Consider the following 23,795-nt stretch of genomic DNA (forward strand, 5'->3'; position numbering starts at 1 on the left):
CTACCCCTGGTCTGGCTTGCCAGCTCGGATCAGGGTGATGAGTCCAAGGGTCAACTATGAAGTGAAATGATCTACGCCGCTGTTCGGTTCTTCGGAGTCGAGGGTGGTGGAAGGTTTTTCGACGGAGAGTTTGATCCTGGCTCAGGACGAACGCTGGCGGCGTGCTTAACACATGCAAGTCGAACGGTGATCCTCCTTCGGGGGGTGATCAGTGGCGAACGGGTGAGTAACACGTGAGCAACCTGCCCCTGGCTCTGGGACAACCACTGGAAACGGTGGCTAATACCGGATACGACCTGCCTCGGCATCGAGTGTGGGTGGAAAGTTTTTCGGCTGGGGATGGGCTCGCGGCCTATCAGCTTGTTGGTGGGGTGATGGCCTACCAAGGCGACGACGGGTAGCCGGCCTGAGAGGGCGACCGGCCACACTGGGACTGAGACACGGCCCAGACTCCTACGGGAGGCAGCAGTGGGGAATATTGCACAATGGGCGAAAGCCTGATGCAGCGACGCCGCGTGAGGGATGACGGCCTTCGGGTTGTAAACCTCTTTCAGCTCCGAAGAAGCGCAAGTGACGGTAGGAGCAGAAGAAGCACCGGCTAACTACGTGCCAGCAGCCGCGGTAATACGTAGGGTGCAAGCGTTGTCCGGAATTATTGGGCGTAAAGAGCTCGTAGGCGGTGTGTCGCGTCTGCTGTGAAAACTCAGGGCTCAACTCTGAGCTTGCAGTGGGTACGGGCACACTTGAGTGCTGTAGGGGAGACTGGAATTCCTGGTGTAGCGGTGAAATGCGCAGATATCAGGAGGAACACCGGTGGCGAAGGCGGGTCTCTGGGCAGTTACTGACGCTGAGGAGCGAAAGCATGGGGAGCGAACAGGATTAGATACCCTGGTAGTCCATGCCGTAAACGTTGGGCGCTAGGTGTGGGGTCCATTCCACGGATTCCGTGCCGCAGCTAACGCATTAAGCGCCCCGCCTGGGGAGTACGGCCGCAAGGCTAAAACTCAAAGGAATTGACGGGGGCCCGCACAAGCGGCGGAGCATGCGGATTAATTCGATGCAACGCGAAGAACCTTACCAAGGCTTGACATGCGCGGTGGAATCCCAGAGATGGGGTGTCATTTAGTTGGTCGCGTACAGGTGGTGCATGGTTGTCGTCAGCTCGTGTCGTGAGATGTTGGGTTAAGTCCCGCAACGAGCGCAACCCTCGTTCCATGTTGCCAGCACGTAGTGGTGGGGACTCATGGGAGACTGCCGGGGTCAACTCGGAGGAAGGTGGGGATGACGTCAAATCATCATGCCCCTTATGTCTTGGGCTTCACGCATGCTACAATGGCCAGTACAGAGGGCTGCGATACCGTGAGGTGGAGCGAATCCCAAAAAGCTGGTCTCAGTTCGGATCGGGGTCTGCAACTCGACCCCGTGAAGTCGGAGTCGCTAGTAATCGCAGATCAGCAACGCTGCGGTGAATACGTTCCCGGGCCTTGTACACACCGCCCGTCACGTCATGAAAGTCGGTAACACCCGAAGCCGGTGGCCCAACCCGTCAGGGGGGGAGCTGTCGAAGGTGGGACTGGCGATTGGGACGAAGTCGTAACAAGGTAGCCGTACCGGAAGGTGCGGCTGGATCACCTCCTTTCTAAGGAGCATCAACCACACCCGTTCAACCGCCTGCAGCTTCGTCTGCAGCTGGCGGGGTGTGGATGGACCAGTTTCTGCCGGCGTATGTTCGGCGGCTGGTGCTCGAGGGTGGAACATCAACATGGCATCAGGAGTCACGCACTCCTCTCAGTACCTCAGGACCTGGTCTTGGGTGGAACGGAGTGGTGGGTGAGGGTGGGTGTCTGGCGCACTGTTGGGTCCTGAGGAACCGGCCTTGCTGGTTGCGTGAGCGACTGGTGTGGTGGTCGAGCCTCTAGGTCTGGGCCTTGCCTGATTCACATACCGCTGAGTGTTCTTCGGGACAGTCTGGTCTGGTGTGGGTTGTTGTGGGTGGGGTGTCGGGTTGTCTGTTGAGAACTGCACAGTGGACGCGAACATCTTTGTAGTGGTGTTCGTCGAGTAGATCCTCTAATCACCATTCTCGTTGGTGTCTGTGGGACTTCGTGTTCTGGAGATGCTGGCGTGGTGGTGGTCTTTGTGGTTCGTTTATGTTTGTTGCACGCGTTGTGCACTGACACTGAAGCTATCGCGGCCTTTCGGGGTGTGTGGTGGTGGGTGGTGTGTGGTGGGCAAGTGTGTAAGGGCGCATGGTGGATGCCTTGGCATCAGGAGCCGATGAAGGACGTGGGAGCCTGCGTTAAGCCTCGGGGAGTTGGCAACCGAACGTTGATCCGAGGGTGTCCGAATGGGGGAACCCGGCCGTCGTCATGGGCGGTCACCCGCACCTGAATGTATAGGGTGTGTGGAGGGAACGTGGGGAAGTGAAACATCTCAGTACCCACAGGAAGAGAAAACAACATGTGATTCCGTGAGTAGTGGCGAGCGAAAGCGGATGAGGCTAAACCTGCATCGTGTGATACCTGGTAGGGGTTGCGGTGTGGGGGTTGTGGGAGTGTTCTGGACTGGGCTACCACTCGGTCGGGGAGTGAGAAAGTCGTGGTGTAGCCGAAGGGCCTGGGATGGTCCGGCGTAGTGGGTGAGACCCCCGTAGGTGAAACATTGCGGCCTCCTTGGGAGCATGTCCCGAGTAGCACGGGGCTCGTGGAATCTCGTGTGAATCTGCCAGGACCACCTGGTAAGCCTAAATACTTCCTGATGACCGATAGCGGACAAGTACCGTGAGGGAATGGTGAAAAGCACCCCGGGAGGGGAGTGAAATAGTACCTGAAACCGTGTGCCTACAATCCGTCGGAGCTGGGTCTTGTGCCTGGTGACGGCGTGCCTTTTGAAGAATGAGCCTGCGAGTTAGTGGTGCGTGGCGAGGTTAACCCGTGGGGGGTAGCCGTAGCGAAAGCGAGTCCGAACAGGGCGTATCAGTCGCGTGCTCTAGACCCGAAGCGGAGTGATCTACCCATGGCCAGGTTGAAGCGTGGGTAAGACCGCGTGGAGGACCGAACCCACCAGGGTTGAAAACCTGGGGGATGAGCTGTGGGTAGGGGTGAAAGGCCAATCAAACTCCGTGATAGCTGGTTCTCCCCGAAATGCATTTAGGTGCAGCGTCGCGTGTTTCTTGCTGGAGGTAGAGCTACTGGATGGCCGATGGGCCCCACCGGGTTACTGACGTCAGCCAAACTCCGAATGCCGGTAAGTGAGAGCGTGGCAGTGAGACTGCGGGGGATAAGCTTCGTAGTCGAGAGGGAAACAGCCCAGATCATCAGCTAAGGCCCCTAAGCGTGTGCTAAGTGGGAAAGGATGTGGAGTTGCGCAGACAACCAGGAGGTTGGCTTAGAAGCAGCCACCCTTGAAAGAGTGCGTAATAGCTCACTGGTCAAGTGATTCCGCGCCGACAATGTAGCGGGGCTCAAGTACACCGCCGAAGCTGTGGCATTCACATGTCAACCCCAGGGCAGGTAGCCGGCCGTCAGGTCGTGTCTAGCCTCGTCTTGCAGGTGTGTGGATGGGTAGGGGAGCGTCGTGTGTGGGGTGAAGCCGCCTGGTGATGGTGCGGTGGACTGCACGCGAGTGAGAATGCAGGCATGAGTAGCGAATGACGGGTGAGAACCCCGTCCGCCGATTGACCAAGGGTTCCAGGGCCAGGTTCATCCGCCCTGGGTAAGTCGGGACCTAAGGCGAGGCCGACAGGCGTAGTCGATGGACAACGGGTTGATATTCCCGTACCGGTGTAGAACCGTCCATGGCGAGGCCGGGGATGCTGAGCACCCAAAGCCGCACATCACCTTCGGGTGGGTGTTGGTGGAGCGTGCGACCCGATCCGGTAGTAGTCAAGCGTGTTAACAGGGGTGACGCAGGAGGGTAGCTTCCGCGTGGCGATGGTTGTCCACGTCCAAGGGTGTAGGGCGTGCTGTTGGCAAATCCGCAGCACTTGCTTTGATGCTGAGCCTGAGACCTGATGGTGACCCCGTTGGGGGGAAGTAGGGTGATCCCATGCTGCCTAGAAAAGCCTCGGCGCGAGGTTCGAGCCGCCCGTACCCTAAACCGACTCAGGTGGTCAGGTAGAGAATACCGAGGCGTGCGAGTGAATCGTGGTTAAGGAACTCGGCAAAATGCCCCCGTAACTTCGGGAGAAGGGGGGCCTGAGGCGTGAAGCTCCTTGCGGGCTAGCGTTTGAGGGCCGCAGAGACCAGGGGGAAGCGACTGTTTACTAAAAACACAGGTCCGTGCGAAGTCGCAAGACGATGTATACGGACTGACGCCTGCCCGGTGCTGGAACGTTAAGGGGACCGGTTACCCACGTAAGTGGGGACGCTGAGAACTTAAGCGCCAGTAAACGGCGGTGGTAACTATAACCATCCTAAGGTAGCGAAATTCCTTGTCGGGTAAGTTCCGACCTGCACGAATGGCGTAACGACTTCCCTGCTGTCTCAACCGCGAACTCGGCGAAATTGCACTACGAGTAAAGATGCTCGTTACGCGCAGCAGGACGGAAAGACCCCGGGACCTTCACTATAGCTTGGTATTGGTGTTCGGGACGGCTTGTGTAGGATAGGTGGGAGACTGTGAAGCTGGCACGCTAGTGTTGGTGGAGTCGTCGTTGAAATACCACTCTGGTCGTTCTGGATGTCTAACTTCGGTCCGTGATCCGGATCAGGGACAGTGCCTGGTGGGTAGTTTAACTGGGGCGGTTGCCTCCTAAAGAGTAACGGAGGCGCCCAAAGGTTCCCTCAGCCTGGTTGGCAATCAGGTGTTGAGTGTAAGTGCACAAGGGAGCTTGACTGTGAGACCGACAGGTCGAGCAGGGACGAAAGTCGGGACTAGTGATCCGGCCGTGGAGTGTGGAATCGCGGTCGCTCAACGGATAAAAGGTACCCCGGGGATAACAGGCTGATCTTGCCCAAGAGTCCATATCGACGGCATGGTTTGGCACCTCGATGTCGGCTCGTCGCATCCTGGGGCTGGAGTAGGTCCCAAGGGTTGGGCTGTTCGCCCATTAAAGCGGTACGCGAGCTGGGTTTAGAACGTCGTGAGACAGTTCGGTCCCTATCCGCTGCGCGCGTTGGAAACTTGAGAAGGGCTGTCCCTAGTACGAGAGGACCGGGACGGACGAACCTCTGGTGTGCCAGTTGTTCTGCCAAGGGCATGGCTGGTTGGCTACGTTCGGAAGGGATAACCGCTGAAGGCATCTAAGCGGGAAGCCTGCTTCGAGATGAGGTTTCCGTGCCCCTTGTGGGGTGGGAGGCTCCCTGGAGATGACGGGGTTGATAGGCCGGGTGTGGAAGCAACGACTAGCGAGTTGTGGAGCTGACCGGTACTAATAGGCCGATCACTTGTCTACTACGCACCAGCTACCACCAAGCATGCGAGTCATGGGGTGGTGTTGGTGAGTGTGTGGCGGGTGCACGAGCATGAACGAACAAGATCTACTGATCAACGATGACACTGCTGCAGTGTTTCGCGTCCATTGTGTGGTTCTCGGGAGAGAACCCGAAGCTTCAGGTGACTGAAGTTTCAGTGTTGGATCCTGGCCTTTGTGGTCCGGTGGTCATAGCGGTGGGGAAACGCCCGGTCTCATTCCGAACCCGGAAGCTAAGCCCACCAGCGCCGATGGTACTGCTCGGGAGACTGGGTGGGAGAGTAGGTCACCGCCGGCCACTCACTCTTTGCAGTGAGAACGTGGTTGAGGGGAGTGGCACCGCTGATGCGGTGCTGCTCCCCTCTTCTGCGTTGCGGCCCAGGACGAAGGGGAGCGCCTCCGGTTGGAGCTCGCTCCCCTCGTGCCGTCCTGGGTTCGCCACGGGTCAGCCTGCGGGAGTCCACCCGAGATGGGGTGCCACGTGCTCGGCCACGGCGGACAGCACCCGCCGGTGGGCCTCCCGGGACCCCTCCGCCGGCAGGACGATGACGAGTCCGTCCGTCTCCTCGAGGACCTCGTCCTGCAGCATCGTCTCGACGATGGCGTCGGGGTCCCCGCTGAGGGCAGAGCTGTACCGGACGGGGAAGGGAGAATCTCCCGTGGGGCGGCCGTCGGACGTCATGCCCGACGAGTAGCCCTCGAGGAACGTGCGGTGGTCCTCGGCGTCCTGGGGGGACAGGAAGGGCAGCACGATCCGGCCGGCCGACGTCCGCGCAGGCCGTCGCCCCGCGTGCCCCGCATCGGCGAACGCCTTGCGGTAGCTGCGGATCTGACGCGCCTGGACGACGTCGAAGGGTTCGCCGGTCTCCTCGGTGTTGAGGGTCGAGACCTGCAGGTCGAAACCCTGCCGCCCGGTGCGCACGGCGGTGGCCTCACTGCCCGCCCCGTACCAGAGCCGGTCGACGAGGCCGGGAGCGTGCGGTGTCACGGTGAGGTCGCCGCCGGCGGGGATGCCCATGTACTGCGCGGCAGCCTGTGCGATCGGTTCCCCAGCGATGGCCCGCCGCAGGACGTCGATGCGGTGCTGGGCCTCACCGGCGAAACCGCGGGTCGAGGTCCCGTGCACGACGTCCAGCGTGGCCGCGAGGGGCGCGATGCCGTTGCTGAGGCCCAGCTCGAGCCGGCCACCGGACAGGAGGTCCACGGTCGCCGCGTCCTCCGCCAGTCGCAGGGGGTCCTCGTAGCGCATGGGGATGACGCCGGTCCCCAGGGAGATGCGCCGCGTCACCTGCGAGGCGGCGGCGAAGAAGGTCATGGGCGAGGACAGGTACGGCTCGTGGTGACGCACCCGCACCCAGGCCGAGTCGTACCCGAGGTCCTCGGCGTGGCGGACGAGGTCGAGACCGTCGCGCAGGGCCTGACCCGCGTTCCCGGAGCTTCCGTCCGCGACGAAGGTGAGGAAGCCCAGCTCGAGCCGCCGTCCGTCTGCCCGTCCCATGCCGTCCACCAAGTGCTAGCAGCTTCAAATACCAACAGTTGAAGGTACTACCAGTTGTCATCGACGCGCAACGCCGTGTCCTGAGCCGCCTCGCCTGTGGACGGCTGACGGCGCTGGACCTGGGCACCCCCTACCGTCGACTCCGGGGAACGGGAGGATCGGCGTGCGCTACGGAGTCGTGACGGAGGACCTGACGTCGTTGGCCGAGGTCGTCCGTGCGGACGCCTGCCGGGTCACGTCGGCGACCCCCGCTCTGCAGGCAGCTGCCGAAGCCGTCGACGAGTGGACGGTGGGCAGGGCGAGCACGGCGGCCAGGGCTCTCTTCGACACGCTGGCGCAGGCTGCCGCCGAGGCGGAGGCGGGTCTCGCACGTGTCGCCGAGCAGGTCGCAGCCGCGGCCGGGGAGTACGACGGCGCGGAGGGCTACCTCCTCCGTCCTCGGTGACGGTGACGACGCCATCCGGGTGGTTCCAGCGACCCCCGCTCGTCCGCGGCCACGGGGCGGCCGACGACTGGAGGGTGAGCACCGGTGTCCCGAGTCCTGCGCGCAGTCCTCTGCGTGTCCGTCGCGTCCGGGGCCTCCTGCACGGACTGGCCGTCGGGGAGGCCGTGGCCGCCGGTGCGCCCGTCACCGGCGTCCTGCAGCACGGTGTCGCCACCGAGCTCGCCTGCTTCACCGCCGCGGCGGGCATCCGGACCGCGCTGCTCGCCGGGCAGGGCCGCCCGGCCGACTCTCGGGCAGACCTGCTCGAGGCCTACCGCCGGTGGGCCCAGGTCCGGCAGAGCGGCCGGCCGCCTGCTCCCCGCGCAGCGTGGCTCGACGAGGTGCCGCTGTTCAGTCGAGCAGCCGGCGATCCCCGGGACACCGTCCGGGCGCTCGTCGCCGGGGGTGTCGGCACCCGCCGGGATCCGGTGACGACGGCCGACGGCTGGCACGCCCTGGCCCGGGCTTTGCCGCTCGCGGCCCACGTCGAAGCGGATCCTCAGCGCGCCGTCACCGCCGCGGTCGACTCCGTCGCCCTGACGCACGGGCCGCGTGCCTTCGCCCCCACCGCGGTGGCGGTCCTCCTCGCCGCGGCTGCGGTGCGGAGCGGCGATCCCGTCGAGGCCGTCGCCGCCGGGCTGCGCGACGCCGTGCTGCTCGGCGTGGACTTCTCCGCCGTCGCCCTCGTCGACGACGCTGTCCGGGCCGCCCGTGAGGCGCCCGCGTCCAGCGTCGTCCTGCGCGGCGGCGCCCCCGACGCCAGCGCCGCCGCCGCGCTGTGGGGTGGGACGTACTGCGTGCTGAGCCATCCCGGTTCCGTCGACGCCGCGCTCGACCTGGCCCGCTCGGCGGCTCGCCCCGACGGTGTGGCAGCGGTGACGGGAGCCGTCCTCGGCGCGGCCCTCGGCGCGGACGCCCTGCCGCAGTCGGTGCTGGCGCGGATCGACCTGGCGTACGTCGTCGACCGGCTGGCCCGTGACCTCGCTGCCGTCGACGGGCTGGGGAGCGACGGGACGCCGGACGGCGACTGGAGCGCTCGCTACGGGCTCGAGTGACCCACCCCCGCTCGGTCACGCGTCGCGTGCTGGACTGTCCGGGACCAACCCCAGGACCCGGGAGGCGGACGTGGCGCAGGGGTTGCGCATCGCGGTCGGCGGCATCGCCCTCGAGGCGAGCACGTTCTGCCCGCACCGGACGACGCTGGAGGAGTTCCGCGTCGTCCGTGGGGGCGACCTCCTCGGCCGCTACGACTGGTGGCGTCGGGACTGGGCGGCGGACGTCGAGTGGATCCCCGTCGTGCACGCCTACGCCACGCCCGGCGGACCCGCGCTGCCCGAGGCCTACGACGCCCTGGAGTCCGAACTCCTCGCCGGCCTGGACGGAACGCTCGACGGAGTGTTCCTCGACCTCCACGGAGCCCTGTCGGTCGTGGGTCGCGAGGACGTCGAGGGTGCGCTGGCGCGCCGGGTCCGGGACCGCGTCGGGGGCAGCACGGTCGTCTCCGCGTCGATGGACCTGCACGGCAACGTCTCCCGCGAGCTGGTCGAGGCGGTCGACCTCGTCACCTGCTACCGCATGGCCCCGCACGAGGACGAGTGGGAGTCGCGGGAGCGCGCCGCCCGCAACCTCGTGCTCAGACTGCGCGACGGCGGCCGACCGCTCAAGGCGTGGGTGCAGGTGCCCGTGCTGCTCCCGGGGGAACGCACCAGCACCCGCGACGAACCGGCCCGCAGCATCTACGCGCGGGTCCCGGAGGTCGAGGCGCTCGACGGTGTGCTCGACGCGGCGGTGTGGGTGGGGTACGTGTGGGCCGACGAGCCCCGCTGCCGCGCCGCCGTCGTCGTGACCGGTGACGACCCGGAGGTCCTGAGGACGGAGGCGGAACGCCTGGCGCGCAGCTACTGGGACGCGCGCGGCGCCTTCGAGCTCGCGGCGCCCGCGGGCACCTTCGAGGAGGTGCTCGACGTCGCCGTCGACTCCGCGGCCCGGCCGTTCCTCCTCAGCGACTCCGGGGACAACCCCACCGCGGGTGGAGCCGGCGACTCGACGGTCACCCTGCACGCGCTCCTCGCCGACGACCGGCTCGCCGCCCGCGGCCTCGACGTGGTGCTGTCGAACGTCGCCGACCCCGTCGCCGCCGGCGCGTGCGCGGACGCGGGGGTGGGCGCGGAGGTGGTGCTCGACCTCGGCGGCCACGTCGACACCACCGCGCCCCCCGTCGCGTTCCGCGGGACCGTGACCGCGGTCGACCACTCGGTCGGCGTCCGCGCCGTCGTCCGGTCGGGGCCCGTGTCCGTCGTCGTCACCCAACGCCGGGCACCGCTGCACCGCGAGGCGGAGTTCCAGGCCCTGGACCTGGACCTGCGGGCCGCCGACGTCGTGGTCGTCAAGATCGGCTACCTGGAACCCGACCTGTTCGCCCTGGCCGCCGACTGGCGTCTCGCCCTGACCCCCGGCGGCGTCGACCAGGACCCGCTGCGGCTGGGGCACCGGAACCTCGGCTGCCCGGTGTTCCCCTTCGATCCCGACCCGCCGGCCCCCGACCTGACGCCCGTCCTCATCCCCTGACCGGGCCCCCGGCGGGAGGGCTCGTCGACGCAACCGGCTCGTAGGGTGAGCCGGTTGCGTCAACGAGCCCGCCCCGGAGGGTGGCCAGAGGATCAGGGGACGAGGATCGCCCGGCCCCGGACGCGCCCGCCGTCGAGGTCGTCGACCGCCGTCTGGAAGTCGTCGAGCGCGTACTTCACCGTGTGCAGCGTCACGAGGCCGCGGGCGGCGAGCGCCATGAGTTCGGTGAGGTCGTTGTAGGAGCCTACGAGGTTCCCGATGATGTTGATCTCGGTGGAGATGATGTCGATCGTCGGGACGTCGATGTTCTCGCCGTACCCGACGACGTGGTAGTCGCCGGCCTCGCGCAGCATCTTCAGCCCTTGCGCCGTGGAACCGCCCTCGCCGACGAAGTCGACGACGACCTCCGCGCCGTGCCCGCCGGTGAGGTCGAGCACCTGCTCGACGTGGGAACCGTCGGCGACGACACCGTGGTGCGCGCCGATCGACTCGGCCAGCGCGACCGCGTCCGGGTTGCGGTCGACGACGACGATCTCCGCGGCCGTCAAGGCCGCGAGGACCTGGATGCCGATGTGCCCGAGACCGCCGGCGCCGATCACGACGACCCGGTCGACGGGTCGCAGGCGCCGGGCCGCCTTGGCCGCCGCGTGGTACGCGGTGAGGCCCGCGTCGGCGAGGGCGGCGACGTCGGAAGGTTCGAGGGCGTCGTCGATCTTCACGACGCTGCGCGCCGACGTCTTGAGGAACTCGGCGTACCCGCCGTCGCAGTCGATGCCGGGGAACACCTTGTTCGCGCAGTGCACGTCGTCGCCGGACCGGCACGCCCGGCACAAGCCGCACGTGATGTTCGGGTGCAGGATCACCTTGTCGCCCTCGGCGACGTTGGTGACCGCCGACCCGACGGCGGTGACCCACCCGGCGTTCTCGTGGCCGATCGTGTACGGCAGCGTGACGCCGGACTTCTCGGCCCACTGCCCCTCGAGGATGTGCAGGTCGGTGCGGCACACCCCGGCGCCGCCGATCTTCACTACCACGTCGAACGGCCCGGTGACCTCCGGGACGGGGACGTCGTGCATCTCCAGCTTCTGGTGGTATCCGGTGACGCGGACGGATCGCATGGTGCTCACGCGGTCTCCCTGGTGGTGACGACGAGGGGCAGGAGGGGGTGTCCGCCGCGCAGGTCGGCGGGTTCGAAACCCTCGGAACGGAACGTCTGGTCGTCCTCCGCCCCCGGGTAGCGGGTGGCGAGCAGACCGCGGCAGAAGTGGGCGTTCCCGTCGATGGAGATGCGCGTCGACCGGGCGCGGCGCAGCCGCAGCGGGACCTCGTCGCGCGGGTACGGCGTCCCGTGGTCGTCGACGAGGACGGGGTCCGAGGGTTCGGTGCCCAGCCCGAGCGCCGCCCGTCGGCGCAGGAGCGCGTCCGTCGTCCGTTCGTCGCGGAGCTCGGCCAGCACGACGTCGCCGAGGTCCTCCTCGCGCAGGTCGGTGTCCGCGCGCAGCAGCGTCGTCAGCGCCCGTTCCATCGCCGCGGTGTGCGCCTTGCGGCGGAACGTCAGGCGCAGGTCGTCGAGGTCGTGCTCTGCCTCGTGTCGGAACGTCCCGCGGTACCCCGCGTCGGCGGCGAGACCGGCGTTGATGAGGTCGGAGTCGTGGTGGTCGTCGAGTTCCACGACGACGGTCCGCGTCCACGGCAGGTCGGTCAGCGCGTCCTTGGCGTCCGAGGCCATGAGGTAGGCGAAGTTCGGTGAGCAGAACGACGTGGGCAGGCGCAGGTGGACGACGACCACGTCACCGTCCACCGCGAGGGAACGGACGAACCCCAGGTCGGTGATGGGTTCGTCGAGTTCGGGGTCGAGGACGACGGACAGGGCTTGGAACGCCTGCCCCCGTAGGTCGCCACGGGCTTCGGGGAGGACGGCGGTCATCAGGCCACCGCCACGGCCTGCGGCTCGGCGTGCTGCGGCGGGTTCGCCACCTGCAGCTCCTCCGGCACGGGGACGTCGTAGATCGCCGCGGCGTTCAGCCCGAGGATCTTCTTCTTCTGGTCCGTCGTCAGCGGGGCGTACTCGCTCATGTCCTCGGGGATCTGGAAGTCAACGAACGTCTCGACGAGCCACTTCGGCGTCCACAGGGCGTAGTCGCTGGAGAAGAAGATCCGGTTCTCGTCGAGCCAGTAGAGGAGTTCGCCGATGATCTGCGCGAAGTACCGCGGACGGGTGTGGATGAACGGCAGCGCGACCGCGAGGCCGGCGTAGACGTTGGGTTCCTGGGTGGCGATCCAGCAGAAGTCCTCCAGGCGCGGCAGCCCGCAGTGCTCCACGACGAAGTTCAGGTCGGTGAAGTCGGTCGCGACGTGGTCCACGTCGGCCACGTCGAACGCGTCGCGGTCCAGCGGCCGGATCGTGGGGCCCTTGTGGACGTGGATGTTCTTGATGCCGACCTCGCGGCACACCTCGAGGTACCGGTAGGTCCAGGGGTCGCTGAGCTTGTAGCCGCGGGAGTCCCCGTGCCAGTCCGCGGTGTAGAGCTTGACGCCCTTGAGGTGCATCTCCTCGGCGTCCTGGCGCAGCCGGTCGAGACCCCGCTCGCCGTCGCGCGGGTCGAACCAGTGGTTGTAGGTGAGCTTGTCCGGGTTCGCCGAGGCGAGCGCGAACGCTTCCTGCGTCTGCCCGAACCCGTTGACGTAGAACTCGCCGAGCCGGGCCGGCTGGAAGATCGCGTGGTCGACGTACCCGTCCTCGAACAGGTCCTTCATGAGCCGTTCGCCGCCCTGGTAGAGGTACTCCTCGTAGGGCCACAGCTCGGAGGCGGGGCTGAGGTTGCGGTGGTAGTCGTAGAAGCAGTCGATGAACTGCTTGCCGTGGACGTTGCGCTGGTTCTCCGGCCGCGCGTCCCACAGGGCGATGTGCGCGTCGAGGATGAAGTACTTCTCGCCGTCCTTGGTGTACATGCTGCTGCTCTCCATCTCCGGTGACGGGGCGGTGCGTTGCGCCCACCGTAGGCAGGAGGGAGGGCGCACGGGTCTCCCGCGTGTCTCACTTTGAGACGCGCAGGGCTGTGCCGGTGCGGGCCGCGGACGTACCGTGGTCGCACCCGAGGGAGGGGAGGCACCGTGGGCGAGGGAGCTCCGGAACGACGACCCGGCCGGCACCCCCTGCGCGCCGGGGTCCCGGTCGCGGACCGCGTCGCCGCGTCCTGGCGGCGCAGCAGCGAGTACGGCGTGCAGACCGAGGCCGTCGAACCCGTCTTCTCCGGGACGTGGGAGCAGGAGTCGCTGTTCTTCGAGTGCGGACGGGAGGTGCTCACTGACCTGCACCGCACGCTCGTCGACGAACCGCTGAGCCTGATGCTCACCGACGCCGACGGTCTCGTACTGAATCGGTTGTCGGGGGACACGTCGCTGCTGCGCAGCCTCGACGCCGTCTTCCTCGCCCCGGGGTTCGCCTTCTCCGAGCGGGAGGCGGGCACGAGCGGCCTCGGTCTGGCCCTCGCCGACCGGATGCCGGCCGTCGTGCGCGCCCAGGAGCACTACTCGACGAGCCTGGCCGGCTACACGTGCGCGGCAGTCCCCGTGCTCGACCCCGTCTCTGGACGGCTCGAGGGCAGCGTCAACATCACGACGTGGGCCGAGCAGCCCGGCAAGCTGCTCCTGGCCCTCGCGCAGTCCGCGGCCGGGGCGACGTCCGCGCTCATGCTGGCCCGCTCGCGGGGACGCTCACCGCGCCCGGCGCCGCGGGGCGAGGTGTTCCACGTCCAGCCCGGGACGCTGGAACCGGGCAGCGGCACCGTCCAGACGTTGTCCGCGGTGTGGCGGGAGGCCGTGCAGCGGGCCGAGGACGCGGTGCGCGCGGGTCACGTCGTCGTGGCGGTGGGCGAGCGCGGGACCGGCCGGGCCACGCTGCTCGCCCAGGCCGTGCGGCGCGCCCGACCCCGCGACCGCATCCTGTCCGCGAGCCCGCCCGCGCCGCAGGACCTCGACGCCTGGCTCGCGCTGTGGGCGCCCGAGCTCGGCAAGGCGGACACGTCCGTCGTCGTGGGGGAGGTGGACTCCCTGCCGGCCCGGGCCGCCGAGGAACTGCGCGCCCTCGTCGTCGCGGCCCGCGCCGCGCGTCCCGGGCTGCCCGTCGTGCTCACCGCCGAGGACCTCGCCGAGGTGCCCTCGCCCCTGGCCGGGCTCGTCGACGCCGTCGTGCCCGTGCCGCCGCTGCGCGACCGCCCGGGCGACGTGCTGCCGCTGGCCCACCACGTCGTGCGGCAGACCCGCGGCCGCGACCTCGTCATCACGCCCGCGGCCGCGCGCGCGCTGGAGACGTGCCCGTGGCCGGGCAACGTGGACCAGCTGCACCGCGTCGTGCGACGGGCTGCGCTGCAGGCGGACACGATCGACAGGCGGCACCTCCCGTCAGAGGTGTTCAGCGGGTCCGGCCACCGCCTCTCGCGCATCGAGTCGGTGGAACGGGACGAGATCGTCCGGGTCCTCACGACACCCGGGATGACCGTGAAGCAGGCGGCCGCCGAACTCGGCATGAGCCGGGCGACGGTCTACCGCAAGGTGGCGCAGTACGACCTGCGGATCCCCCGGTAGAGCCTCCGAGTGGTTGCCAGGGGTTCCCTGTGTGACTCCTGAGTGGCATGGTGTGCCCGGTCCGTCGCACCGTCGCGAGGAGGAACCACCGTGAAGACCCGCAGGACGACCCTGGCCCTGGCCGCCGCCCTCACCCTCACGTCCTGCGCCGCCCCGCCCGGCGACTCCCCGGGCGAGGTCCCCACGCCCGACCGCGCGAAGAACGTCATCGTCCTGCAGGGCGACGGGATGGGGATCGCGCACCGCGAGCTCATCCGGCTCGCCACCGTGGGCCAGAACCGTGAGCTGGCGATGGACCGCCTCGAGGTGAGCGGCTGGGTCCACACCGATCCCGCCGACCCCACGGAGACCGTGACCGACTCGGCCGCCGCTGCCACGGCCTACGCCACCGGCGTCCGCACGTACAACGGCGCGGTCGGCGTCGACGCCGCGGGGAAGCCCGTGCCGAGCCTGCTGGAACGGGCGCGCGACCTCGGCAAGTCCACCGGTCTCGTCACGACGTCGCAGGTGACCGACGCGACGCCCGCCGCGTTCGCCTCGCACGTCCTCGACCGCGACGACCAGAGCGAGATCGCGCGGCAGTACCTGGAGGAGACGAAGCCCGACGTCGTCCTCGGTGGTGGGGAGGACCGCTGGCTGCCGCCCGGGGAGCCCGGTGCGTGGCCGGACCACCCGTGGACGGACCCGACGGAGGAGAGCTCCGGCACGGCGGGCAACCTCGTCGCCCGCGCGCAGGAACTCGGGTACGAGTACGCCTCGAACGGCGCGGAGCTGGCCGCCGCGACCTCCCCGAAGCTGCTGGGGCTGTTCGCCAACGAGGAGATGTTCGAGCACCGCAACGAGGGGGAGGGGGCCATCTACCAGCCGGTGGTCCCGCTGCGGGACATGGCGGCCAAGGCCCTCGACACGCTGTCGGCCGACGAGGACGGGTTCTTCCTGCTCATCGAGGAGGAGGGCATCGACGAGATGACCCACCACAACAACGCCCACCTCACGATCGCCGCGGGGGCCGCGTTCGACGCGACCGTCGCGCTCGTCCTCGACTTCGTCAAGGCCCACCCGGACACCCTCGTCGTCGTCGAGGGCGACCACGAGACGGGCGGCCTGACGATCGAGAACGTCGACCCCGACGACGAGAGCGGCGAGGCCGACTCCCGCGAGGACGGCCCCTTCACCGTCGCCGGGTCGGAGCTGCAGTTCACCGTCGACTGGACCACGACGCAGCACACCGGGGCGGCGACGCCGTTGACCGCGACGGGACCCGGCTCGTCCGCGCTCGGCCGGGTGCAGCACAACACCGACGTGCACGACGCGATCCTCGCCGCCCTGCACTGACCGCGGCTCCACGGGCGTTCCGCGGACCCCGTGACACCCTGGGAGCGCACCCGACGCACCCTGGGAGGAACTCGCCGTGGCCGGTGGACTCGTGGCCCTGCTCGACGACGTCGCGCTCATCGCGCGGGCGGCGGCCTCCTCGATGGACGACATCGGGGCGGCCGCGGCCCGCGCCAGCGCGAAGGCCGCCGGCGTCGTCGTCGACGACGCCGCCGTCACCCCGCAGTACGTCCGCGGGCTGACCCCGGAACGCGAGCTGCCGATCATCCGCCGCATCGCGCTCGGCTCGCTGCGGAACAAGCTGCTGATCATCCTGCCGGTGATCCTGCTGCTCAGTCAGTTCGCGGACTTCCTCCTCACCCCGATCCTCATGCTCGGTGGCGCCTACCTCGCGTTCGAGGGGGCCGAGAAGGTGTGGGCCAAGGTGTCCGGGCACGGCCACGGCCACGAGGACGGCCCCAAGGACGAGGGGACCATCGTCTCCGGCGCGATCCGCACCGACCTCATCCTGTCCGCGGAGATCATGGTGATCTCCCTCAACGAGGTGGCCGACCAGCCGTTCTGGTCCCGGCTGGTCATCCTCGTCGTCGTCGGCGTCGCGATCACGGTGCTGGTCTACGGGGCCGTCGGGCTCATCGTGAAGATGGACGACGTCGGGCTCACGCTCGCCGAGAGGCCCTCGGCCGGTGTCGCGCGGTTCGGCCGCGGTCTCGTCAACGCGATGCCGAAGCTGCTGACGTTCCTCACCGTCGTCGGCACGGCCGCGATGCTCTGGGTCGGCGGTCACATCCTGCTCGTGGGCACCGACGAGCTCGGCTTCCACGGCCTGTACGCCGTCGTGCACCACCTGGAGGAGGCCGTCCACGGCGTCGCCGGCATCGGCGGGGTCCTCGGCTGGCTCGTCAACACGCTGTGCAGCGCGGTCGTCGGGCTCGTCGTGGGCGCGGTCGTCGTCCTCGTCGTGACGCTCGTCCGGAGCCGTCGCACCCCGTCACGTCCCGGGCACTGACGCCGCGCGGCACCATGTCCCGCGTGAGGAAAGCGCTGCTCGACGACGTCCACCGCATCGTCGACCACCTGGCCGAGACGCTCGGCCGCTCCGTCATGCTCGACGATCCCGACCTCGCCCTGCTCGCGGGTTCCCGGCACTTCGGGGACGAGGACCCCTACCGCGTGAGCGTGGTCCTGGCCCGCGGTGCGAGTGCCGAGGCCGTCGAGTGGTTCCGCCGCCTCGACCTGGCCGGCGCCGAGGGGCCCGTCCACGTTCCCGGCAACGAGGCGCTCGGGCTGCGCCCGCGCTTGTGCTACCCCGTGCGCTGCAACGGAGTGCACCTCGGGGCCCTGTGGCTCATGGACGACGGCCGGCCGCTGGACGGTGACCTGGTCCGCGACGCCTGCGTGCGGCTGGGACGCGTCCTCGCCGAGAGGGGCCGTGCGGGGGGACTGGACGAACCCCTCGTCGACGCCCTGCTCGTCCAGCTCGTGCGCGGGGTCGATCCCGACCACGTCCTGGACCTGCTGCGGGCCGAGCGGTTCGTCGACGCCGGCCGCCGCCACGTCGTGGCCGTCGCGCACCCCGGCGCGGGCGGCCGGAGCCCGCTGGAGGAGCTGGCCCACCGCGCGGCCCGCGCCGACCACGTCGTGGACCACCGGATCGTCGCCGTCGAGGAGTTCGCCGTCCTCGTCGCCGCAGTCCGCCGTTCCGGTCCCGCCCCGGAGTTCCCCGAGGTCCCGGGAACGGTGGGGCTCAGCGACGTCGGCGAGGTCGAGGACCTGCGGGAACTCTTCGTGCAGGCGGCGCTCGCGGCCTTCGCGGGGCACCACCTGTCCTCCGGCGGGGTGACGCGGTGGGGTGACCTGGGCCCGCTCGCCGCCTTCCTGCGGGCGTCCACCGGGTCCGTCCGGACCCCGGCCCTGGCGAGGTTCGAGGAACTGCTGGAGACCGACCGCGCGGGCACGGCCGGTGCGACCGTCGCCGCGTACCTCCGCCACGCCGGGGACACCACGGCCACGGCGGCCGAGCTCGTCGTCCACCGCACGACGTTGCGCTACCGCCTCGAGCAGGTCGAGGCGCGCACCGGTCTCGACCTGTCCGACGGCCGCGACCGGTCCGCCGTCCAGCTCGTGTTGCTCGCGCGTGACGTGCGGGTGTCCGGGCTCGCCCCGTTCCTCTGAGGTGAGCAACGACGGCGCCCAACGTCCTCGCGCGGGCGGATGAACCGCCGCGCGTGCCTGCCGAGACTGGTGGGCACCGCCCGACCGCCGGGCGGATCCCGACACCCGCGAGGTGCCCGTGACAGCGCAGCCCGAACCCGCCGCGACGGCGACCCGTCCGTCGCGGCCCACCCTGGACAACGCGCCCTTCGGCCGCATCCACCTCCTCGCCACCGTCTGCGTGCTCGGCGGGGCGGCGCTCGACGGGTACGTCCTCGGCGTCATCGGGCACGCCGTCGAACCCGCCTCGGCCCAGCTCGGACTGAGCGCCCTCGGGTCGGGGCTGCTGGCCGCCAGCGCGTTGATCGGGGTGTTCGTCGGCGGGCTGTTCTTCGGGGGGATCGCCGACCGGTTCGGCCGCCGTCGCGTGTTCCTCTGGAACCTGCTGGCCTTCGTCGTCCTGTCGCTGGCCCAGCTCGTCGTCGACAGCGCCTGGCAGCTCGTGGCCGTGCGGATCCTGCTCGGCCTCGCCATCGGCGTCGAGTACGCCGTGGGTGCCGCACTGCTCGCCGAGTTCGTGCCCCGCCGCCCCCGCGGGGCCCTGCTCGGGTCGATCCAGGCCCTGTGGATCGTGGGGTTCGTCGCCGCGTTCCTCATCGGGTCGGCGGTGAGCCCGGACGCGTGGCGGTGGCTGCTCGCGAGCAGCGCGGTCCCGGCGTTCGTCGTCCTCGTGCTGCGCACCGGGCTGCCCGAATCCCCCCGCTGGCTGCACGCCCAGGGCCGCACGGCCGAAGCCGAGCAGATCGTCCACGACCGCATCGGCGACTACGCGATCCCCGACGTCGCCCCCGCCGCCGACCGTGCCGGCCTCGCCGAACTGTTCACCCCCGACCGCTGGCGCCAGTCGCTGTACGCGGGCCTGTTCTGGTTCTGCCAGGTCGCCCCCTTCTTCGCCATCTTCACGTTCGTCGGGCCGATCCTGGCGATGCTCGACGTGCAGGAGGGGTTCACCGGTGACCTGCTGATGAACGTCCTGCAGCTCGTCGGCGCCGGGCTCGGCGTCTGGGTGCTGCACCTGCTGTCCCGCCGCGCCTTCGTCGTGTCCAGCTTCGCCGTCATGGTCGTCGGGCTGCTCGTCATCGGTCTGTTCCCCGACGCCCCCGGTGTGCTCGTCGTCGCCGCGTTCGGCCTCTTCACCCTCGTCATCTCCGGCGCCTCCAACATCCAGTTCGTCTACCCGAGCGAGATGTTCGAGACCCGGCTGCGCACCACCGGTGTCGGGTTCGCGGCCGCCTTCAGCCGGATCGGCGCGGCGCTCGCGACCTACCTGCTGCCGGTCTCGCTCGACGCCCTCGGCGCCCACGGCACCCTGCTCGTGGCCGCCGTCTTCCCGCTCGTCGGTCTCCTCGCCTCCCTCGCGTGGGCGCCCGAGACCCGCCAATCCGCCCTCGCCTGACCCGGAGGACCCCTGATGACTGCCCCCCAGTTCCAGACCGACGTCGTCGTCGTGGGCCTCGGCGCCTTCGGGTCCGCCGCCCTGTGGCGGTTGGCCGCCCGCGGCGTCCGCGTGACCGGTGTCGAGCGGTTCGGCGTCGGCCACGCCCTCGGCTCCTCGCACGGGGCGACCCGGCTGTTCCGCGTCGCCTGCTACGAGCACCCGTCGCTCGCCCCGCTGGCCCTGAAGTCCCTGGCCCTCTGGACCGAGCTGGGCGAGCGCACCGGCGAGGTCCTCGTGCGGCAGACCGGCTGCCTCAACACCGGTGCGCCCACGAGCGCGCCCGTGGCGGGAACCCTCGCCGCCGCGGAGGCCGCCGGCGTTCCCGTGAAGACGCTGAACGCCGAGGAGGTCCGGCAGACGTACCCCGGGTACGCGTGGCTCGACGACGACGACCTCGGTGTCCTCGACCCGTGGGCGGGCATCTGCTACCCCGAGCGGAACGTCCGCGCACACGTGGCGGAGGCCCGCCGGTTGGGTGCGGAGGTGTTCGAGCACACGACGGTCACCGCGGTGGAGACCACGGACGACGGGGTGCTCGTCCGCACGCCAACCGCGACGATCGCGGCGCAGCAGGTCGTCGTCGCCACCGGCGCCTGGCTCGGCACGCTCGTGCCGGAGCTCCCGCTCGACCCGCGACGGATGCCGATGTTCTTCTTCCGCGCCCGCCCCGGCCACGAGCAGGACTACACGCTCGACGCGTTCCCGGCCTTCACCCGCGCCCTGCCCGACGGCACCGAGGTCTGGGGCCACGGGTCGGCCGACGACTACGGCATCAAGCTCGGCCTGCTGCCGAACGGGGACAACTTCGCGCCCACGCAGGCCGAGACCCTCGACCGGTTCGTCCACGCGAGCGACAGCGCCGAGCTCAGCGCCGCCGTCGCCCGCGCCTTCCCCGGAGTCGACCCGACGCCGGAGAAGGCCACGCCCTGCATGGTGAACAACACCCCGGACGAGCAGTTCGTCATCGGCCGCCCGCACGGCGCGGAGCGGGTCCTCGTCGCCGGTGGGGACTCCGCCCACGGGTTCAAGCACGCCGCCGGGGTGGGGGAGCTCGTCGCCCAGCTCGTCGTCGGTGAGGAGCCCTTCCTCGACGCGGGGTTCGTCGACCCGCGGCGCTTCGTCACTCCTTGACGGCCCCCTCCGACGCCGCCATGACGTGCCGCTGGAACACGAAGAACAGCAGCGCGACGGGCAGCGTCATGAGCGCGGCGGCGGCCAGCTTGAGCGGGTACTGGTTCGCCTGCCCGAAGGCCCCGCCGTTGCTCAGGGTCGCGACGAGCGTCGTGAGGGTGTTGAGGTCGGGGCTCGACCGCGACACGACGAAGTGGCTCAGCTCGTTCCACGACGCCTGGAAGCTGAGGATGCAGATCGTCACGACCGCCGGCCGCGACATCGGCAGCACGACCGACCAGAACGTGCGGAACGTACCCGCCCCGTCGAGGTAGCTGGCCTCCTCGACGCTGCGGGGGACGGACTCGAAGAAGTTCTTCATGATGAAGACCCCGGCCGCGTCGGCGACGAGCGGCAGGATCATGCCCGTGTAGGAGTCGTAGATCGCGAGCTGGTTCAGCACGAGGAACTTCGGGATGAGCAGGACGACCGGCGGCACCGCGATGACGGCGATGAACGACGCCGTCACGACCGAGCGGCCGCGGAACGGCAGCCGCGCCAGGGCGTAGCCGGCGAGGCAGTCGAAGAACACCCGGCCGACCGTGACGCAGACGGCGACGATCGCCGAGTTCATCGCCGCCCGCGGGAAGTCGAGCTGCGTGAACAGGGTCGTGAACGCGGCCGTCGTCCCCGGCAGGGGAAGGAGGTCGAGCGGGTCGGCCGTCGCGTCGCCGTCGGTCTTGAACGCGTTGGCGACCTGGACGAGGAACGGGAAGACGTAGACGAGGGCCAGGACGGTCAGCACGGCGTAGCCGAGGGACCGTCGGACGAGCTGCGCGGTCACGGGGTGCTCCTCACCGGTTGTCCCGCAGGAAGGCGCGCTGGACGACCGTCAGCACGACGATGATGAAGAACAGCAGGAACGCGATGGCGGCGCCCTGGCCCCACTGCTGCTGCTCGAAGCTCGCCGTGTACGACAGGTAGGCCGGCGTGATCGTCGTCTTGGCCGGTCCGCCCTGCGTCCCGGTGTAGACCTGGTCGAAGACCTGCCACGTCCCGACGAGGCCGAGCGTCAGCACGGTGAACAGCACCGGCCGGAGCATCGGCACCGTGACGTACCGCAGGCGCTGCCACGCCGAGGCGCCGTCGACGGTCGCGGCCTCGCCGACCTCGGCGGAGATGTTCTGCAACCCGGCGAGGAACAGCAGCATGAACGTCCCGGACGTCGTGAAGACCGCGAGGATGATGAGCGCACTCATCGCCACGCTGGGCCCGGCCAGCCACTCCCACAGCGAGATCCCCAGCAGGTCGTGGTTCGCCAGAGCCCCACCGCTGTCCACGCCGACCGCGCCGAGCAGCAGGTGCAGGACCCCGCGCGGGTCGGCGAACCAGTTCGGCCCGTTGATCCCGAACCAGCCGATGACCTGGTTCACCGCGCCCGAGGCGCCGAAGAGGAACAGGAACACGACGACGATCGCGACCGAGCTCGTGACCGACGGGAAGTAGAGCGCCGTGCGGAAGAACCCACGGCCCTTGAGGGCCCGCTGGTTCACCGCGACCGCCAGCAGAAGTGCCACGATCGTCTGCGTCGGGACGACCAGCAGCACGTACCAGAGGTTGTTGCGCAGCGCGGTCCCGAGGTCCTGCGTCGCGAGACCGCCGCCGGCGAGCAGCGTCTGGTAGTTGTCGAGCCCGACGAACGGGACGTCACCGGAGAACGGGCTGCCGCGCCCGCGCCACCCGGACACGCTGACCCATGCCGCCATGAGCACCGGCAGCCCGACGAACAGCGCGACGAGGACGAGGGCGGGCAGCGTGAACAGCCATCCCGCGGCGGCCTGCTGCCGCGCGAACCGGTTCCGGCCGGTGCGCGCGGTGACCGTCGCGGTCTTCGGTTGCTTCGTCAGCGTGCTCACTTCAGCGCCGCCTCCAGGTTCTCCTGGGTGGCGTCGAGGATCTGCTGCGGGTCGCCGGTCCCCAGGCCCTCGAGCTTGGAGTTCAGGTCGGTGATGACGTCGGAGACGCCCGCCTCGTTGGGCAGGGCCTGGGCGTCGGCAGCCGAGTCGATGAACGCGGCCTGCGCCGGGAACTGCTGCCGGAACCCGTCGGCCGCGGACTGCACCGAGGGCATGACGCCGAACGCCTTGGCGAAGGTGAGCTGCTGGTCCGAGGACGTCATGGCCTCGACGAGCTGCTTGGCCGCCGCCTGGTTCTTGGAGTCCGCGGCGATGCCCCAGCAGTTCGTGTAGGTGAACGTCGCCGGTCCGGCCGGTCCCGCGGGCAGCTTGACGACCTTGTACTGCAGGTCCGGGTAGGACGAGGCGACACCGCCGACGATCCAGTTCCCCTCGATCGTCATGGCGGCCTTGCCCGTGCCGAGGGCCTCGGTGCCGTCCCCGGCGCCGACGTCGGCGGCGAACTTCATCGAGCCGTTCGCCAGCAGCGACTTGACGTAGGTGAGGCCCTGGACCATCTGGGCGGAGTTCGCCGTCGCCTTCCCGTCGGTGACGAGGGAGCCGCCCGCCTGGGCCGCGAAGACGCCGAGGCGCTGGAACTCCGAGCTCGTCACGAGACCCGTGCGCCCGCCGGTGGTGAGGCGCTGCGCGACGCTCGCCAGCTGGTCCCACGTCGTCGGCACGTCCGCGTCGGTGAGGCCGGCGGCCTGCCAGGCCTTCTCGTCGATGACCAGCGCGAGCGTCGAGAAGTCCTTGGGGGCGCAGTAGAACTTCCCGTCGACGGTGAACGCGTCGCGCAGGTTCGGGTAGAAGTCGTCCTTGTCCTTCAGCTCGTCGCCGTAGGCCAGCAGCGAACCGTTGGAGGCGTAGGAGGCGACGGTGTCCGAGCCGACGTAGAAGACGTCCGGCGGGTTCGAGGACGCGAAGCCCTGCGCGAGTTGCTGGTTGAGGTCGGAGGCGGCCGTGACGGTGACGGAGTCCCCGGCGCCCTTCGCCCACGCGTCGGCGGCCTGCGTCACCGCGTTCGTCTCCGCCTGACCGCTGGAGCCGATGAGGACCTGCAGCTTCGCGGGGCCGCTGCTCTGCTGGCCGCCGCCGGAACCCTGGTCGTCGAAGCCGCTGCCGCCGCAGGCGGTGAGCAGCAGGACGGACGTGGTCCCGGCGGCCAGGAGGGCTCGGGTGCGCTTCATGGT

Annotated in this window: 16 protein-coding genes and 3 rRNA genes; 12 read left to right on the forward strand and 7 right to left on the reverse strand. The window is 69.1% G+C overall.

Annotated elements, in window-relative coordinates; all coding sequences use genetic code 11:
• The first annotated feature begins 118 nt into the window (after nt 1-118).
• The 3 genes from ACFEMC_RS23135 (at nt 119) to rrf (ending at nt 5,711) form a co-directional block, all read left to right on the forward strand.
• A 16S ribosomal RNA gene (locus ACFEMC_RS23135) occupies nt 119-1,639 on the forward strand.
• A gap of 590 nt (nt 1,640-2,229) precedes the next feature.
• Nucleotides 2,230-5,395: ribosomal RNA gene (locus ACFEMC_RS23140) — 23S ribosomal RNA — on the forward strand.
• A gap of 199 nt (nt 5,396-5,594) precedes the next feature.
• A 5S ribosomal RNA gene (gene rrf, locus ACFEMC_RS23145) occupies nt 5,595-5,711 on the forward strand.
• The 16S, 23S and 5S rRNA genes sit together here, the layout of an rRNA operon.
• A 147-nt stretch (nt 5,712-5,858) precedes the next feature.
• On the opposite strand, the gene ACFEMC_RS23150 is transcribed toward rrf, so the two are convergent.
• Nucleotides 5,859-6,911, reverse strand: a complete 1,053-nt coding sequence (locus ACFEMC_RS23150; RefSeq protein WP_380172313.1) for an LLM class flavin-dependent oxidoreductase — start codon at nt 6,909-6,911, stop codon at nt 5,859-5,861.
• A gap of 178 nt (nt 6,912-7,089) precedes the next feature.
• On the opposite strand from ACFEMC_RS23150, the gene ACFEMC_RS23155 reads away from it, so the two are divergent.
• The 3 genes from ACFEMC_RS23155 (at nt 7,090) to ACFEMC_RS23165 (ending at nt 9,963) form a co-directional block, all read left to right on the forward strand.
• Nucleotides 7,090-7,356 (forward strand): hypothetical protein, encoded by a 267-nt coding sequence (locus tag ACFEMC_RS23155; protein ID WP_380172315.1) that lies wholly within the window; start codon nt 7,090-7,092, stop codon nt 7,354-7,356.
• A gap of 74 nt (nt 7,357-7,430) precedes the next feature.
• A complete protein-coding gene (locus ACFEMC_RS23160; RefSeq protein WP_380172317.1) occupies nt 7,431-8,450 on the forward strand; it encodes an ADP-ribosylglycohydrolase family protein in 1,020 nt (339 codons plus the stop codon).
• 70 nt (nt 8,451-8,520) lie between these two features.
• The gene (locus ACFEMC_RS23165) at nt 8,521-9,963 is read left to right on the forward strand and encodes a M81 family metallopeptidase (protein WP_380172319.1); all 1,443 of its coding nucleotides are present in this window, start codon (nt 8,521-8,523) and stop codon (nt 9,961-9,963) included.
• 92 nt (nt 9,964-10,055) lie between these two features.
• On the opposite strand, the gene ACFEMC_RS23170 is transcribed toward ACFEMC_RS23165, so the two are convergent.
• The 3 genes from ACFEMC_RS23170 to ACFEMC_RS23180 are packed head-to-tail and all read right to left on the reverse strand — an operon-like array spanning nt 10,056 to nt 12,915.
• Nucleotides 10,056-11,081 (reverse strand): NAD(P)-dependent alcohol dehydrogenase, encoded by a 1,026-nt coding sequence (locus ACFEMC_RS23170; RefSeq protein ID WP_380176914.1) that lies wholly within the window; start codon nt 11,079-11,081, stop codon nt 10,056-10,058.
• 5 nt (nt 11,082-11,086) lie between these two features.
• Nucleotides 11,087-11,890, reverse strand: a complete 804-nt coding sequence (locus tag ACFEMC_RS23175) for an iron-sulfur cluster assembly protein (protein ID WP_380172321.1) — start codon at nt 11,888-11,890, stop codon at nt 11,087-11,089.
• Entirely contained in the window at nt 11,890-12,915 is a 1,026-nt protein-coding gene (locus ACFEMC_RS23180) for an amidohydrolase family protein (protein ID WP_380176916.1), read from the reverse strand. The genes ACFEMC_RS23175 and ACFEMC_RS23180 overlap by 1 nt, the downstream gene beginning before the upstream one ends.
• Before the next feature lie 162 nt (nt 12,916-13,077).
• On the opposite strand from ACFEMC_RS23180, the gene ACFEMC_RS23185 reads away from it, so the two are divergent.
• The 6 genes from ACFEMC_RS23185 to solA all read left to right on the forward strand — a co-directional run bounded on the left by ACFEMC_RS23185 (nt 13,078) and on the right by solA (nt 20,668).
• Nucleotides 13,078-14,550 (forward strand): helix-turn-helix domain-containing protein, encoded by a 1,473-nt coding sequence (locus ACFEMC_RS23185; protein WP_380172323.1) that lies wholly within the window; start codon nt 13,078-13,080, stop codon nt 14,548-14,550.
• Nucleotides 14,551-14,640: 90 nt separating this feature from the next.
• Nucleotides 14,641-15,885, forward strand: coding sequence for an alkaline phosphatase (locus ACFEMC_RS23190; protein ID WP_380172325.1), 1,245 nt, complete (start codon nt 14,641-14,643; stop codon nt 15,883-15,885).
• A 76-nt stretch (nt 15,886-15,961) separates the two neighbouring features.
• Nucleotides 15,962-16,894, forward strand: a complete 933-nt coding sequence (locus tag ACFEMC_RS23195) for a DUF808 domain-containing protein (RefSeq protein WP_380172327.1) — start codon at nt 15,962-15,964, stop codon at nt 16,892-16,894.
• Nucleotides 16,895-16,917: 23 nt separating this feature from the next.
• Nucleotides 16,918-18,060 (forward strand): PucR family transcriptional regulator, encoded by a 1,143-nt coding sequence (locus ACFEMC_RS23200; protein WP_380172329.1) that lies wholly within the window; start codon nt 16,918-16,920, stop codon nt 18,058-18,060.
• 118 nt (nt 18,061-18,178) lie between these two features.
• A complete protein-coding gene (locus ACFEMC_RS23205; RefSeq protein ID WP_380172331.1) occupies nt 18,179-19,495 on the forward strand; it encodes an MFS transporter in 1,317 nt (438 codons plus the stop codon).
• A gap of 15 nt (nt 19,496-19,510) precedes the next feature.
• On the forward strand, nt 19,511-20,668 hold the full coding sequence (gene solA, locus ACFEMC_RS23210) for an N-methyl-L-tryptophan oxidase (protein WP_380172333.1): 1,158 nt from the start codon (nt 19,511-19,513) through the stop codon (nt 20,666-20,668).
• Here solA and ACFEMC_RS23215 read toward each other — a convergent pair.
• From ACFEMC_RS23215 to ACFEMC_RS23225, 3 genes are read right to left on the reverse strand one after another with little or no spacing between them, the layout of a single operon-like run.
• Nucleotides 20,658-21,491: a carbohydrate ABC transporter permease gene (locus ACFEMC_RS23215; protein WP_380172335.1), complete on the reverse strand. Its 834-nt coding sequence runs from the start codon at nt 21,489-21,491 to the stop codon at nt 20,658-20,660. The two genes, solA and ACFEMC_RS23215, sit on opposite strands and share 11 nt — an antisense overlap.
• A 10-nt stretch (nt 21,492-21,501) precedes the next feature.
• Nucleotides 21,502-22,563 carry a carbohydrate ABC transporter permease gene (locus ACFEMC_RS23220; RefSeq protein WP_380172336.1) on the reverse strand — a complete coding sequence of 354 codons (1,062 nt, stop codon included), beginning with the start codon at nt 22,561-22,563 and terminating at the stop codon, nt 21,502-21,504.
• Complete coding sequence (locus ACFEMC_RS23225; RefSeq protein WP_380172338.1) at nt 22,560-23,792, reverse strand: extracellular solute-binding protein; 1,233 nt, start codon at nt 23,790-23,792, stop codon at nt 22,560-22,562. Before ACFEMC_RS23225 ends, ACFEMC_RS23220 begins: the two co-directional genes overlap by 4 nt.
• Between the last annotated feature and the right edge of the window lie 3 nt (nt 23,793-23,795).

It is taken from the genome of Kineococcus sp. DHX-1 (assembly GCF_042473625.1).
Classification (GTDB): Bacteria; Actinomycetota; Actinomycetes; order Actinomycetales; family Kineococcaceae; genus Kineococcus.